At 63.8% G+C, this 13,745-nt stretch carries 11 protein-coding genes; 9 read left to right on the top strand and 2 right to left on the bottom strand.

Translation table 11 applies throughout. The features are described from left to right. Window positions 1-61: 61 nt before the first annotated feature. Window positions 62-475 carry an acyl-CoA thioesterase gene (locus CRO75_RS16860; protein ID WP_007927676.1) on the top strand — a complete coding sequence of 138 codons (414 nt, stop codon included), beginning with the start codon at window positions 62-64 and terminating at the stop codon, window positions 473-475. Window positions 476-534: 59 nt separating this feature from the next. Here CRO75_RS16860 and CRO75_RS16855 read toward each other — a convergent pair whose 3' ends face one another. Then, a complete protein-coding gene (locus CRO75_RS16855; RefSeq protein WP_097136920.1) occupies window positions 535-2,343 on the bottom strand; it encodes a sodium:proton antiporter in 1,809 nt (602 codons plus the stop codon). A gap of 107 nt (window positions 2,344-2,450) precedes the next feature. Between CRO75_RS16855 and xerD the strand changes: the two genes are divergently transcribed. From xerD to CRO75_RS16825, 6 genes are all read left to right on the top strand, one after another. Beyond that, the gene (gene xerD, locus CRO75_RS16850; protein ID WP_085529911.1) at window positions 2,451-3,347 is read left to right on the top strand and encodes a site-specific tyrosine recombinase XerD; all 897 of its coding nucleotides are present in this window, start codon (window positions 2,451-2,453) and stop codon (window positions 3,345-3,347) included. Window positions 3,348-3,554: 207 nt separating this feature from the next. Next, a complete protein-coding gene (locus CRO75_RS16845; protein ID WP_007927673.1) occupies window positions 3,555-4,286 on the top strand; it encodes a thioredoxin fold domain-containing protein in 732 nt (243 codons plus the stop codon). Between the two features lie 131 nt (window positions 4,287-4,417). Next, complete coding sequence (locus CRO75_RS16840) at window positions 4,418-5,722, top strand: homoserine dehydrogenase (RefSeq protein WP_007927672.1); 1,305 nt, start codon at window positions 4,418-4,420, stop codon at window positions 5,720-5,722. Between the two features lie 104 nt (window positions 5,723-5,826). Next, window positions 5,827-7,236 carry a threonine synthase gene (gene thrC, locus CRO75_RS16835; protein WP_097136918.1) on the top strand — a complete coding sequence of 470 codons (1,410 nt, stop codon included), beginning with the start codon at window positions 5,827-5,829 and terminating at the stop codon, window positions 7,234-7,236. Between the two features lie 185 nt (window positions 7,237-7,421). Beyond that, window positions 7,422-10,967 (top strand): transporter substrate-binding domain-containing protein, encoded by a 3,546-nt coding sequence (locus CRO75_RS16830; RefSeq protein ID WP_239990596.1) that lies wholly within the window; start codon window positions 7,422-7,424, stop codon window positions 10,965-10,967. Between the two features lie 90 nt (window positions 10,968-11,057). Then, the gene (locus CRO75_RS16825) at window positions 11,058-12,293 is read left to right on the top strand and encodes an EAL domain-containing response regulator (RefSeq protein ID WP_097136914.1); all 1,236 of its coding nucleotides are present in this window, start codon (window positions 11,058-11,060) and stop codon (window positions 12,291-12,293) included. A gap of 16 nt (window positions 12,294-12,309) precedes the next feature. Here the strand turns inward: CRO75_RS16825 and CRO75_RS16820 are convergent, their stop codons facing one another. Next, window positions 12,310-12,972 (bottom strand): response regulator transcription factor, encoded by a 663-nt coding sequence (locus tag CRO75_RS16820; protein ID WP_007923029.1) that lies wholly within the window; start codon window positions 12,970-12,972, stop codon window positions 12,310-12,312. Window positions 12,973-13,076: 104 nt separating this feature from the next. Here CRO75_RS16820 and CRO75_RS32555 point away from each other — a divergent pair, with 104 nt between their 5' ends. Both CRO75_RS32555 and CRO75_RS16815 read left to right on the top strand, forming a co-directional pair. Continuing rightward, on the top strand, window positions 13,077-13,259 hold the full coding sequence (locus CRO75_RS32555) for a hypothetical protein (protein ID WP_124298080.1): 183 nt from the start codon (window positions 13,077-13,079) through the stop codon (window positions 13,257-13,259). Between the two features lie 188 nt (window positions 13,260-13,447). Continuing rightward, entirely contained in the window at window positions 13,448-13,732 is a 285-nt protein-coding gene (locus CRO75_RS16815) for a DUF3509 domain-containing protein (protein ID WP_007923026.1), read from the top strand. The last annotated feature ends 13 nt before the right edge of the window (window positions 13,733-13,745 follow it).

The following is a 13,745-nucleotide window of genomic DNA, read 5'->3' as shown; positions in this document are numbered from 1 at the left end:
TACGGGCTGCTTTTTTGTTGCCCGTCATTTATCCCCGAATTGTGTTTCAGGCAGTAGAACCATGAGCCCCCGCGAGCAAGAGATCCAACGCCGGACCGAGCTGTCGGTGACCCGCGTGACCAAGGCGGTATTCCCGTCGACCACCAACCACCACAACACCCTGTTCGGCGGCACGGCGCTGGCCTGGATGGACGAAGTGTCGTTCATCGCCGCGACCCGTTTCTGCCGGTTGCCGCTGGTCACTGTGTCCACCGACCGTATCGACTTCAATCACCCGATTGCCGCGGGTTCCATCGTCGAGCTGGTGGGACGGGTGGTGAAGGTCGGCAATACCAGCCTCAAGGTCGAGGTTGAGGTGTTCGTCGAGAGCATGAGCTGCGATGGGCGAGAGAAGGCCATCCATGGCCTGTTCAGCTTTGTCGCCATCGATGATGACAAGCGCCCGGTACCGGTGCTGCCGGGGTTTGTCGATTGATAGTGGATTGATCACAAGCAAGCTCGCGGTTACGGGCGCGAGCTTGCCGGCGATGTGTTTCAGCCCGCCGTCGTATCCTTCTGAATCAACGCCACCAGGGTCCATCCCGCGGAGGGCTTGAGGGCGCTGCCTGGCGTCACCACATGCACCCAGCCGCTGTTGTCGCGAGCGAACAGCAGGGTCGCCCGCTCACCATGCAGCGCCTGGTAATCCTCCCAGCCAAAACCTTCGGTCAGGTTGGTGCTGTACAGCTCCGCACCCTGTCCCAGCAGGCTGGCCAGTTTGCTGTAGGACAGGGTCTCGTTACCCAGCAGGTGTCCGCGATGTTCATGGCTGGCCCGGTGCTTGTCGGTGCGCCGGCTTTCCTGGCTGTTGGCCAGGCCGAACAGGCGCTGATGGCCGAAGTCGTGGCGAAAACGCATGGAGGCCAGGGTGTTCAATTCGCCGGAGGGCGACAGCGCCAGCAGATGGCCAAGCCCCACCAGGTCCAGGTGGGCATCGGCATGTTGCGATGCCGGGTTGCCGAAATAGGTCGGCAGGCCGTCCATGCGCGCGGCACGGATGTTTTCCCAGCTCGAATCGGTCAGCAGCACGCGGCTGCCCAGTTGTTGCAGGGCCTTGCCGATGGCTCGCGCCGGAGCGTTTGCGCCGACGATCAGGAAGCCGCTTGGCGCCGGTTCCGCGACCTTCAGCAGGCGTGCCAGCGGCCGCGCGGTGGCGCTTTGCAGCACCACGGTGCCGATGATCACGGCAAAGGTCAGCGGCACCAGCAGCAGCGCCCCTTCATGGCCGGCCTGGTCCAGGCGAATGGCGAAGATCGCCGAGACCGCCGCGGCAACGATGCCCCGAGGCGCGATCCAGGCCAGCAGAGCCCGCTCGCGCCAGCTCAGGTTCGAGCCAGCGGTGGACAGCAGTACGTTCAACGGCCGGGCGATGAACTGGATCACCAGCAGCAGAATCAACACCAGCGGCCCCAGGGCGATCAGGGCATGCAGGTCCAGGCGCGCCGCCAGCAGGATGAACAGCCCGGAAATCAGCAGCACGCTGAGGTTTTCCTTGAAGTGCAGGATGTGCCGGACGTCGACGTCCTTCATGTTGGCCATCCACATGCCCATCAGGGTCACGGCCAGCAGGCCGGATTCATGCATCACCTGGTTGGCGCCGATGAAGATGCCCAGCACCGCTGCCAGCGTGGCCAGGTTGTGCAGGTATTCCGGCAGCCACTGGCGGCGCATGATGGTGCCCAGCACCCAGCCGCCGACGATGCCGAACAGGCTGCCGCAGAGGATCACCCCGCCGAAGGTCATCAGGCTGTGCTGCAGGCCCTGGCCCTCGGCGCTGGCGATGATGAAGCTGTAGACCACCACCGCCAGCAGGGCACCGATCGGGTCGATGACGATGCCTTCCCAGCGCAGGATGTTGGCGATCGACGCCTTGGGCCGCACCACCCGCAGCATGGGCACGATCACGGTGGGCCCGGTGACCAGGGTCAGGGTGCCGAACAGCAGCGCCAGCAGCCAGTCGAAGCCCAGCAGCCAGTGCGTGGCCAGGGTGATCACCGCCCAGGTCGAAAGGGCGCCGATGGTCACCAGCCGGTGCACCACCTTGCCGATCTCACGCCACTCCGACAGGTGCAGGGTCAGGCTGCCTTCAAACAGGATCAAGGCCACCGCCAGCGACACCAGTGGCATTAGCAGCGGGCCGAACAGTTCCTGCGGGTCGAGCCAGCCCAGGACCGGGCCGGCGAGAATGCCGCTCAACAGCAGGAACAGAATGGCCGGCAGTTTCAGGCGCCAGGCCAGCCATTGGCAGCCCACTGCCGCCACGCCTATGCCGCCAAAGGCCAACAGAATCTGTTGTTCGTTCATTGAAGCTCCCTGTTCCTTGAAATAGCGGGCTATGAAAGACTAGCGACCCTCTGCACAGTTCACTATTTATTTGCACCCGGCCTCAAGGCCGCGCCTTTCGAGTATTTATGCCTGCCATCGACCATCCCCTGATAGACCGTTTTCTCGATGCGCTATGGCTGGAAAAAGGCCTTTCGGACAACACCCGGGAGGCTTATCGCAGCGACCTGGCGTTGTTCAACGGTTGGCTGCAAGAGAAGGGGCTGGAGCTGAAAGAGGCCGGCCGCGAGCTGATTCTCGACCACCTCGCCTGGCGGGTGGAGCAGGCCTACAAGCCACGCTCGACCGCGCGTTTTCTCTCCGGGGTGCGCGGCTTCTACCGTTACCTGCTGCGGGAAAAACTGATCGCCGTGGACCCCACGCTGCAAGTCGATATGCCGCAGCTGGGGCGGCCGTTGCCCAAGTCCCTGTCGGAGGCCGATGTCGAGGCCCTGCTGGCCGCTCCCGACCTGAGCGAGGCCATCGGCCAGCGCGATCGCGCCATGCTTGAAGTCCTGTATGCCTGCGGCCTGCGGGTGACCGAACTGATCAGCCTGACCCTGGAGCAGGTCAACCTGCGCCAGGGCGTGTTGCGGGTGATGGGCAAGGGCAGCAAGGAGCGCCTGGTGCCGATGGGCGAGGAAGCGATTGTCTGGGTCGAGCGCTACATGCGCGATGCCCGTGGCGAGCTGCTCGGCGGGCGGCCCAGCGATGTGCTGTTCCCCAGCCAGCGTGGCGAGCAGATGACCCGGCAAACCTTCTGGCACCGGATCAAGCATCAGGCCAAGGTCGCCGGGATCGGCAAGTCGCTGTCGCCGCACACCTTGCGGCACGCCTTCGCCACCCATCTGCTCAACCACGGCGCCGACCTGCGGGTGGTGCAGATGCTGCTTGGCCACAGCGACCTGTCGACCACCCAGATCTACACCCATGTCGCCCGGGCCCGTTTGCAGGACCTGCATGCCAAGCACCATCCCCGTGGTTGAGTGAGGTGTCGGTCGCCGCGAATGCCGGCTGCGGCGACCCGGGAGCGGTTCCGCGCCGATCGGCAAATGACCGGCTTGGCTCAGCGGGAGCCCGCCAGGCGGGCCTTATGTGGTAGGCTTTGTCGGTTTACAAAGTGGGCCGTTATGACCCGGTGTTCCAGTACGGGCGTTCTGACCGTCCCATTTGTCCGCCTTCAGGAGTTCCCAATGCGCGTGACCCAGATAATCGCCGCCGCCGCCATTGCGTTGGCCAGTACCTTTGTTATGGCCGATGACGCCGCCGAAAAAGCGATTCGTAAAAGCCTCCAGGGCCTGCAGCTCGAAGTCCCGGTAGAAAGCATCAGCGCCAGCCCGCTGCCCGGTGTCTATGAAGTCAAGCTCAAGGGCAGCCGCGTGCTGTACGCCAGCGCCGACGGTCAGTTCGTGATGCAGGGCTACCTGTTCCAGCTCAAGGATGGCAAGCCGGTCAACCTGACCGAAAAGACCGAGCGCCTGGGCGTGGCCAAGCTGATCAACGCCATTCCGGTCGCTGAAACCGTGGTCTACCCGGCCATCGGCGAAACCAAGACTCACATCACCGTCTTCACCGACACCACCTGCCCGTACTGCCACAAGCTGCACGCCGAAGTGCCTGAGCTGAACAAGATGGGCGTGGAAGTACGTTATGTCGCCTTCCCGCGCCAGGGCCTGGGTTCGCCGGGCGACGAGCAGTTGCAGGCGGTCTGGTGCTCGGCCGACAAGAAAGCGGCCATGGACAAGATGGTCGATGGCAAGGAAATCAAGGCCGCCAAGTGCGCCAACCCGGTTTCCAAGCAATTCGCCCTGGGCCAGTCGATCGGGGTGAACGGCACGCCGGCCATCGTTTTGGCCGACGGCCAAGTGATTCCGGGCTACCAGCCTGCGCCACAAGTCGCCAAACTGGCGCTGGGCGCGAAATAATCCTGCGTCGTCGAGCCTTTGACGATCATGACGCGGCGGTTGTGGCCGACGCGTCATTAATAGAGAGCCGTGTGGTTTGCGGCTGTTTTCCACGGCCGACCTAGTGTCGGCCGTTTCATGGGGAGTTCAGAGTGAATCCGGTCAAAGTGGGCATCTGTGGGCTGGGTACCGTCGGTGGCGGTACCTTCAATGTACTTCAGCGTAACGCCGAGGAAATTGCTCGTCGTGCCGGGCGTGGAATCGAAGTGGCACAAATTGCCATGCGCACGCCAAAGCCTCAGTTCCAAACGACCGGTATTGCGATTACCAACGATGTGTTCGAAGTGGCCACGAACCCTGAGATCGACATCGTCATAGAGCTGATGGGCGGCTATACCGTTGCCCGCGAGCTGGTACTCAAGGCCATCGAGCATGGTAAACATGTGGTCACCGCCAACAAGGCGCTTATCGCCGTACACGGTAACGAAATTTTCGCCAAGGCCCGTGAGAAGGGCGTGATCGTGGCGTTCGAGGCCGCCGTGGCGGGTGGTATTCCAGTCATCAAGGCGATCCGCGAAGGCCTGTCGGCCAACCGTATCAACTGGGTGGCCGGGATCATCAACGGCACTGGCAACTTCATCCTCACCGAAATGCGCGAGAAGGGTCGCACCTTCGAAGACGTGCTGGTCGAGGCCCAGGCCCTGGGTTACGCCGAAGCCGACCCGACCTTCGACGTCGAAGGCATCGACGCCGCGCACAAGCTGACCATCCTGGCATCCATCGCCTTTGGTATCCCGCTGCAGTTCGACAAGGCCTACACCGAAGGCATCACCAAGCTGACCACCGCCGACGTGAACTACGCCGAGGCCCTGGGCTATCGCATCAAGCATCTGGGCGTGGCCCGCCGCACCGATGCCGGCATCGAGCTGCGCGTGCACCCGACGCTGATCCCGGCCGATCGCCTGATCGCCAACGTCAATGGCGTGTTCAACGCGGTGATGGTCAATGGCGACGCCGTCGGCTCCACCCTGTACTACGGTGCCGGCGCCGGCATGGAGCCGACCGCTTCGTCGGTGATCGCCGACCTGGTGGACGTGGTTCGCGCCATGACCAGCGACCCGGAAAACCGTGTGCCGCACCTGGCCTTCCAGCCGGACTCGCTGTCGGCGCACCCGATCCTGCCGATCGAGGCCTGCGAAAGCGCCTACTATCTGCGGATCCAGGCCAAGGATCATCCGGGCGTACTGGCCCAGGTGGCGAGCATCCTGTCCGAGCGCGGCATCAATATCGAGTCGATCATGCAGAAAGAGGTCGAAGAACACGACGGCCTGGTGCCGATGATCCTGCTGACCCACCGTGTGGTGGAACAGCGCATCAACGATGCGATCACCGCGCTGGAAGCCCTGCAGGGCGTGGTCGGTCCGGTCGTGCGGATCCGTGTCGAACATCTGAATTAATTCAGCGGCAAGCGCCAAGCCGCAAGCTGCAAGTAAAAGCCGATTCGCTTTGACTTGTCGCCTGTCACTTGAAGCTTGCAGCTCCACACCAAAGGTTTGCTTATATGCGTTACATCAGCACCCGCGGCCAGGCACCGGCCCTGAATTTCGAAGACGTCCTGCTGGCCGGCCTGGCGAGCGACGGCGGTCTGTACGTACCGGAAAACCTGCCACGTTTCACCCAGGAGGAAATCGCTTCCTGGGCCGGCCTGCCGTATCACGAGCTGGCGTTCCGGGTGATGCGCCCGTTCGTCACCGGCAGCATTCCGGATGCCGACTTCAAGAAGATCCTCGAGGAAACCTACGGCGCTTTCTCCCACAACGCCATCGCCCCGCTGCGCCAGCTCAACGGCAACGAGTGGGTCCTGGAGCTGTTCCACGGCCCGACCCTGGCGTTCAAGGACTTCGCCCTGCAACTGCTGGGTCGCCTGCTGGACTACGTGCTGGAGAAGCGTGGCGAGCGCGTGGTGATCATCGGCGCCACTTCCGGTGATACCGGTTCGGCCGCCATCGAAGGCTGCAAGCGTTGCGACAACGTCGATATCTTCATCCTGCACCCGCACAACCGTGTGTCCGAAGTGCAGCGCCGGCAGATGACCACCATCTTTGGCGAGAACATCCACAACATCGCCATCGAAGGCAACTTCGACGACTGCCAGGAAATGGTCAAGGCCAGCTTCGCCGACCAGGGCTTCCTCAAGGGCACCCGCCTGGTGGCGGTGAACTCGATCAACTGGGCGCGGATCATGGCCCAGATCGTCTACTACTTCCACGCGGCCCTGCAGCTGGGCGGCCCGGCGCGTTCGGTGGCGTTCTCGGTGCCGACCGGCAACTTCGGCGATATCTTCGCCGGTTACCTGGCGCGCAACATGGGCCTGCCGATCAATCAGCTGATCGTCGCCACCAACCGCAACGACATCCTGCACCGCTTCATGAGCGGCAACCAGTACGTCAAGGAAACCCTGCACGCCACCCTGTCGCCGTCGATGGACATCATGGTCTCGTCGAACTTCGAGCGCCTGCTGTTCGACCTGCACGGTCGCAACGGTGCCGCGCTGGCTCAGCTGATGGACTCCTTCAAGCAGGGTGGCGGTTTCAGCGTCGAGCAGGAGCGCTGGACCGAAGCGCGCAAGCTGTTCGACTCCCTGGCCGTGGACGATGCCCAAACCTGCGAGACCATCGCCGAAGTCTTCGCCCAGACTGGCGAAGTGCTCGACCCGCACACCGCGATCGGCGTCAAGGCCGCCCGTGAGTGCCGTCGCAGCCTGGACATCCCGATGGTGGTGCTGGGTACCGCGCATCCGGTGAAGTTCCCGGAAGCGGTGGAAAAGGCCGGGATCGGCAAGGCCCTGGAATTGCCAGCGCACCTGTCCGATCTGTTCGAGCGCGAAGAGCGTTGCACTGTCCTGGCCAACGACCTGAAGGCCGTCCAGGCCTTTGTCAGCCAGCACGGCAATCGCGGCAAACCGCTCTGATCGACTGACATCGATCGTCAACAAGGCCCGTCTCTGACGGGCCTTGTCTTTTTATACACAGGCTGTTTATCGCGGCGTGCCTTCAATGACGGAGCTCAAGGATGGAGCATCAAGGACAGGGCGGCGACGCGTCGAGGATCATTCACAGGATGCTTATGTTGCTGCGCCCGGTTTTGTGCACATTGATGGTTTTGGCGACGCTGGCCCTGGCCCCGTGCCTGATGGCGGCGCAGAACCTGCCCTTCAAGCTGGTGCCGGCCTTCGTCGAACTGGAGCCGCTCACCCTGGCCCCGGTCGAACGGCAATGGCTGGCGGGCCGTGGCACCTTGAAGGTGGGCATTTCGATCGATGACTACCAGCCGATCGACATCACGCGCGACCGCAATCGTTACCAGGGCATCAGCGCCGACTACCTGAGCCTGGTCGGCGAACGCCTGGGCGTGTCCCTGGAAGTCCTGGGGTTCTCTGAGCGTGAACAGGCGGTCGAGGCGTTGCGCACGGGGGCGATCGACATCCTGACCAGCGCCAACGGCTACGAGCGTGGCGCCGCGGGGCTGCATTTTTCCAGTGACTACATGCCCGACCGCGCGGTGGTGGTCGTACGCCGGGACGAGGCGGAAATTCCCGAAGACCTGGCCGGCAAGAAAGTGGTGCTGCTGGAGGGCTATGCGGACGCGAAGGTCGCCCACGCGGCTTATCCCCACAGCCAGATCATTCTCTCGCCCAATCTGTACAGCGGCCTGGAAGCGCTGAAGCAGGGGGATGTCGATGCCTTTATCGGCAATGAGGTGATCGTCCGTGCCTACAAGGCGCTGCGCCCTTACCTGGGGTTGCAGATCCGCACCGAAAGCCGGCTGCCGCCGATCGGCTTTGCCTTCGCCACGCGCCAGAGCGACCCGTTGTTGAGCCGCCTGATCGAGCGAGCGCTGGAGAGCATCGACGACTCCACGGATCGGGAGATCCTGGCCCGCTGGACCACCGGGCTGGGCGCCAGCACCAGCGACGAGCGGATCAAGTTGAGCAAGGCGGAGCGAGCCTGGCTGCTCGAACATCAGCATGTGGTGGTGGCTTCCCAGCAGTACCCACCCTACGTGTTCAAGGACAAGGACGGCCAGTGGACCGGGCTGAACATCGACCTGCTCAACCGCATCTCGAGAATGACCGGCCTGCAGTTCATCCAGGAGGAAAGCTTTTCCACGACCCATACCCTGGACCTGCTGCTCAAGGGCCGGGCCCAGATGAACACCACCTTGTCGGCCAATGACGAGCGCTGCGGCTTCCTCGACTTCACCCACCCCTTTGGCGGTTCGGCCTGGGTGTTCGTGGTCCGCGCCGAGGACATCCAGCTCAATACCTTCAGCCAGTTGGCGGGCAGGGTGCTGGCGCTGCCGGCCAAGCATGCGCTGGAGAGCTACGTCCGGCAGAACTACCCGAAGGTCCGCCTGCGTTCGGTCGCTACCTACCAAGAGGCGCGGGCCCTGGTGGCCAATGGCGAGGCCGACGCGACCATCCAGAATGAAGTCGAGGTGCAGGGTTATCCGGCGAACGGGCTGCGCATCGGCCGCAGCGTCGAAGGCAAGTGGTCGGCCGACGAGTTGTCGGTGCGCCGGGACCAGCCCGAGCTGCTGAGCATTCTGAACAAGGCCCTGGAAGCCTTCCCGGTGGCCGAGCTCAGCGCCATCCGCCAGAAGTGGCTGGGGGTGACGCCAGTGCCGGTGCCCATGTGGCAGCGGGTGCCGGTGTGGATCTACTGGGTCACCTTCACCGCGATCCTGTTCGGCCTGCTGTCCCTGGCCTGGAACACCCGGCTCAAGGGGCAGATCCGCCAACGCCTGCAAGCCGAGCAACGCCTCAACGATCAGCTGGCGTTCAAGCGCGCCTTGCTCGACGGTATCCCTAACCCGATCTTCGTCCGTGACCTGGCCGGGCGCCTGATCACCTGCAACAAAAGCTACGAAACCCAGACCGGCATACGCCTGGAACAGATCAAGGGGCTGTGCCTGACCGAGCTGGATGTCTTGCCCGAGGCCACGGCCCGGCAGTTGCACCGCGAGTTCCTGGAGCTGCTGGAATCCCAGGAGTCGGTGTTCGTCGACCGTCAGATCGAGTCCAGAAGGGGCCCGGTGCATGTCTATCAATGGACGGTGCCGTTCTACAGCGCCCAGGGTGAATTGCAGGGGTTGCTGGGGGGCTGGATCGATATCACCGAGCGCAAGCGCCTGGAGGAAGAGCTGCTGCAAGCGCGTCGCGCGGCGGATCAGGCGAACTACGCCAAGAGCGCCTTTCTCTCGACCATGAGCCACGAGATACGCACGCCGATGAATGCGATCATCGGTTTGCTGGAACTGGAAAAGGAACAGGCGCGCCTGCGCGGCATGCCGTTTTCCGATGCGCTGCGCGTGGCCTACCAATCGGCGCAGGAGCTGGTCGGCCTGATGGGCGACAACCTAGACCTGGCCAAGATCGAGGCCGGGCACATGCAACTGGCGCCACAGACCGTGGCCCTGCGAGGCTTCTTCGAAAACATACAGCAATTGTTCGAGGTCACCGCGCGCAACAAGGGGCTGCACCTGACGCTGGCCTTCGACAAGGCGGCGGACGGCTTCTACTGGCTCGACCCGCTGCGCCTGCGCCAGGTGCTGCACAACCTGCTGAGCAATGCCCTGAAGTTCACCCAGGCCGGCGAGGTGCGGGTGTCCGTGGAGCGCCAGGCCGATGAACATGGCGCCGACCGTTTGTGCATCAGCGTGGCCGACACCGGGTCGGGCATCAGCCCCGAGAAGCAGGCGAGCCTGTTCGATCCGTTCATTCAGGCCCATCTGCCGACGACGCCGGAGCAGGGCGGCACCGGCCTGGGCCTGAGCATCTGCAAGCAACTGGTGGAGCTGATGGGCGGGCGCATTCTGCTGCAAAGCCAACCCGGCGTGGGGACCACCGTGACCCTTGAGCTTTACCCGGAACAGGTGGTCGAGGATTTCAGCCAGTCGCCCCAGGTGACCCGCGAGCGCCCTCAGAGCCGTCGCATGTCGGTGCTGGTGGTGGACGACGTGCGCGCCAATCGCATGGTGCTCAGCCAGCAACTGATGTTCCTCGGGCACAAGGTGGTGGCGCTCGACAGCGCCGAGGCGGCGCTGGCGCGCTGGCAAGGCGAGGCGTTCGACCTGGTGATGACCGACTGCCACATGCCGGGCATGAGCGGTTATCAGCTGAGCGAAGCGATACGGCAGATCGAGGCCCGGGAAGGGCGTGACGCCTGCCCGCTGATCGGTTGCACGGCCAATGCCTTCGAGGATGAGCAGCAACGCTGCGAGCAGGCCGGCATGGATGAACTGCTGGTCAAGCCGGTGACCCTGGACCGGCTGGCGCAGATGCTTGCGCGCTTCTTGCCGCCGCCCTCCTTCGACATCCAGACCTTGCGCAGCATGACCCAGGCCGACGAGCCGATCCTGCAACGCATGCTACGCGAGCTGTGGAGCAACCTGGGGCAGGAGCAGGCGGCCCTGGAATCGGCGGTGCTGGAGCAGGACTGGGCGCGTATCGGCGCCTCCACGCACCGCCTCAAAGGGGTGTGCTGCCTGATCGATGCGCTGCCGCTGGCCCAGGTCTGCATCGACCTGGAGGCCGTTGCCCGGGCTCGCTCGACGGCGGTGCTGGCGGAGCACTGGCTGCGCCTGAAGGAGGCCATAGGCTGCTTGCGCAGCGATATCGAGCCATACCTGGGTAGCGATTAAGACTTGTCTTATGGGGCGGCCTGCCCGCTGCGATTAACGTACCGGTCCGCTGCGGATTCTCGCCGCTCTCGCCGTATCGGAGGTCGTTCCATGCACAGGTTGAAAGTGCTCGTTCTTGAAGACAATTCGTTCCAGTTGATGGCCCTGCACCAGATGCTCAACGCCAATGGCGTGTTCAACGTGTTGAATGCCGAAAGCGTTGCCGCCGCCCGGCAATCCCTGGACAGCAAGGGGCCGGTGGATATCGCCATCTGCGATCTGTACCTGGAGCAGGCCGATGGCCTGGAGCTGATTCGTTACCTGGCAGAGCAGCAACGGGCGAAGGCGCTGATCATTCTCAGCGACGCGCAAGCGGATGTCCGCGAAGGCGCCGCGGCCATGGCCCGGCAGCAGGGCCTGAATGTGCTGGGCTGTCTGCCCAAGCCGGCCTCGGTCACCCTGCTCAATGAACTGCTGGGCCTGTACCAGCAATGCTTCGAGCCTGGGCCGCAAGACTTATCGCTGGCCCAGGTGCGCGAAACCCTGGCCCTGGATGTGTTCCAGCCGGAGATGCCGACCGCCGAGGAAGGGCAGGCGGCGGTACTGCGCCATGGGGTCGCGCACTTCCAGCCGGTGGTCAGCCAGGACGGCGAGGTCCTGGGCGTCGAGGCGCTGGCGCGCTGGCAGCACCCGGAACACGGCTTGATGCTGCCCGCCGAGTTCCTGCCGGTGATCGAATTCGCCGGCCTGGAGGAGGCCTTCACCTGGCTCATGCTGGAACAGGCCCTGCAACTGTCGGCCGGGGTGCGCCTGGTCATGGGCCGCTCGCTGGCGATCTCGGTGAATATCCCGGTGGGCATGCTGGAACTGCCGAACTTCGCGCGCCAGCTGGAAACCCTGCTGCGGCGTTTTGAAGTGCCGGCACGCCTGCTGACCCTGGAAATCGTCGAGACCACCGATCTGGAAACCGATATCGCCCATGTGGAGGCCCTGCTGCGCCTGCGCATGATCGGCTGCAAGCTGTCGATTGGCGACTTCGGCACCGGCGGCACCAGCCTGCAGCGCCTGTTGGAATTGCCGTTCACCGAGCTGAAGATCCCGCCGGCCTTCGTCTGCGGGCTGGCTGACGATGAGCGCAAGGCGGCCGTGGTGGCCGGCGCCATGAGCATGGCCCGGCGCATGTCGCTGGGCGTGGTGCTGGCGGGTATCGAGAGCGCCGCCGACTACCAGGCGGCCAAGAAGCTGGGGCAGGCGCGCCTGCAAGGCTGTTTCATCGCCGAGCCCATGAGCGCCGTCGCCGTGCGCCAGTGGATCGCCCGGCGCTTGCACGACGACCTCGACGAATAGGCCGGCTGAGCCGGGCTCAGGCGAGCCCGTGTTCCTGCACGTAGATGTACAGCGCCGCGGCGCTGGACAGGCCGAGCTTGCGCATGGCGCTGACCTTCTGGGTGCTGACGGTCTTTTTGCTGCGGCTGAGCTTCGCGGCGATTTCCCCGACCGTCAGCCCGGCCGCCAGCAGGCGGATGACTTCGAGCTCGCGGGGCGACAGCTGTTCCCCGGACAACAAGCGATCCGGCCCGACCTCGCCCGCCAGGCTGAGGAGTTGCTGGATGGCCTGGGCGACAAACACCTTGTCGCGGCGCACATGGCTGATCGCCGCCGGCAGCTCGTCGGCCAGGCTGGCCTTGCTCAGCAGGCCCGAGACGCCCAGGTCGAGAATCGAACGGAACAGCCCGGCATTGTTGAGCATGGTTACCACCACGATCGGCAGCTGGGGATGATGCCGGCGCAGTTGCTCGATCAGGCGCAGGCCATCGTTCTGCTGTTCGCCCGGCATCATGAAGTCGGTGACCAGTACGTCGCAGGGACAGCTTTGCAGCAGTTCGCCGAGGGCGGTCGGGGAGCTGGCTTCGCCGACGATCTCCAGGTTGTCGTCGCGCTCCAGGACGGCCCGCAGGCCGATGAGGAAAATCGGGTGATCGTCGGCCAGGACGATCCGCAGTTTTTTATTGGACGTTTGATTCAAGACTCGCTCCGCTGAGAAGGCAGCATTTCGGACAGGCCCTGCAACCGGGCAACCGTCATCGCTGCGCCGCCGGGCTTTGCCAACCGCTCGAGGAGAGGGCCCCCATGGCCACACCCCCACCTGCCAGAAAGACCTGCGCCAGGCCTGAAAATCCGCCTCGGGAGCAGGTCGCGATGCCGGTCCGGATCGACCCTCGGCGCTATTCCTGCCAACAGGCGGTATTGCGCTACAAGAAAGTCGAGGCGCTGATCGATCAGCCGGCACCGTCGCGTTCGTTTCTGGTTTGAGTGCCGATTCTAGTCTGATCCGGGCTGTTTTTTATCTGTCATGTTTTGCGGGCATGCTGGATCGACTCAGGTCGGCAACCGCCAGCGGTTGCGAACTTTCTTCTCTGGGCGATGGTCACTTGAATGCCAGAAAGCTACCGGCATTCGTGTATTCGAGCCTTAATTCCAGCTATTGAGTGGTGATCGAGATGGAAAGTATCAGCCTATTGTTGGGTGAAGCTTTGAGCCCGTATCAGGTAACTCTGACCCCGCGCGCGCAGGGGGAATGCCTGGTGACCCTGAAGAATGCCTTGGGGGCCATCGTGGTCGAGCGCGAGTTCAGCCAGGCCCAGTTGACCGACAAGCGCCAGTTGACCGATGTCGTCGACGGTCTGCATCGCGACGTATTGATCGCCGAAGGTCGCCTGGAACCCTGTGTCATCGCGGCCTTGCGCAATGTGGCCAGGGAGAAGGCGTTCGACAGCGCGCGCTGATTGGAAATTTTCG

Source organism: Pseudomonas sp. LAMO17WK12:I10 (assembly GCF_900215185.1).
Taxonomy (GTDB): domain Bacteria; phylum Pseudomonadota; class Gammaproteobacteria; order Pseudomonadales; family Pseudomonadaceae; genus Aquipseudomonas; species Aquipseudomonas chlororaphis.
Note: the sequence above shows the minus strand (reverse complement) of the source record. Positions and strands in the feature narration are given on the sequence as shown.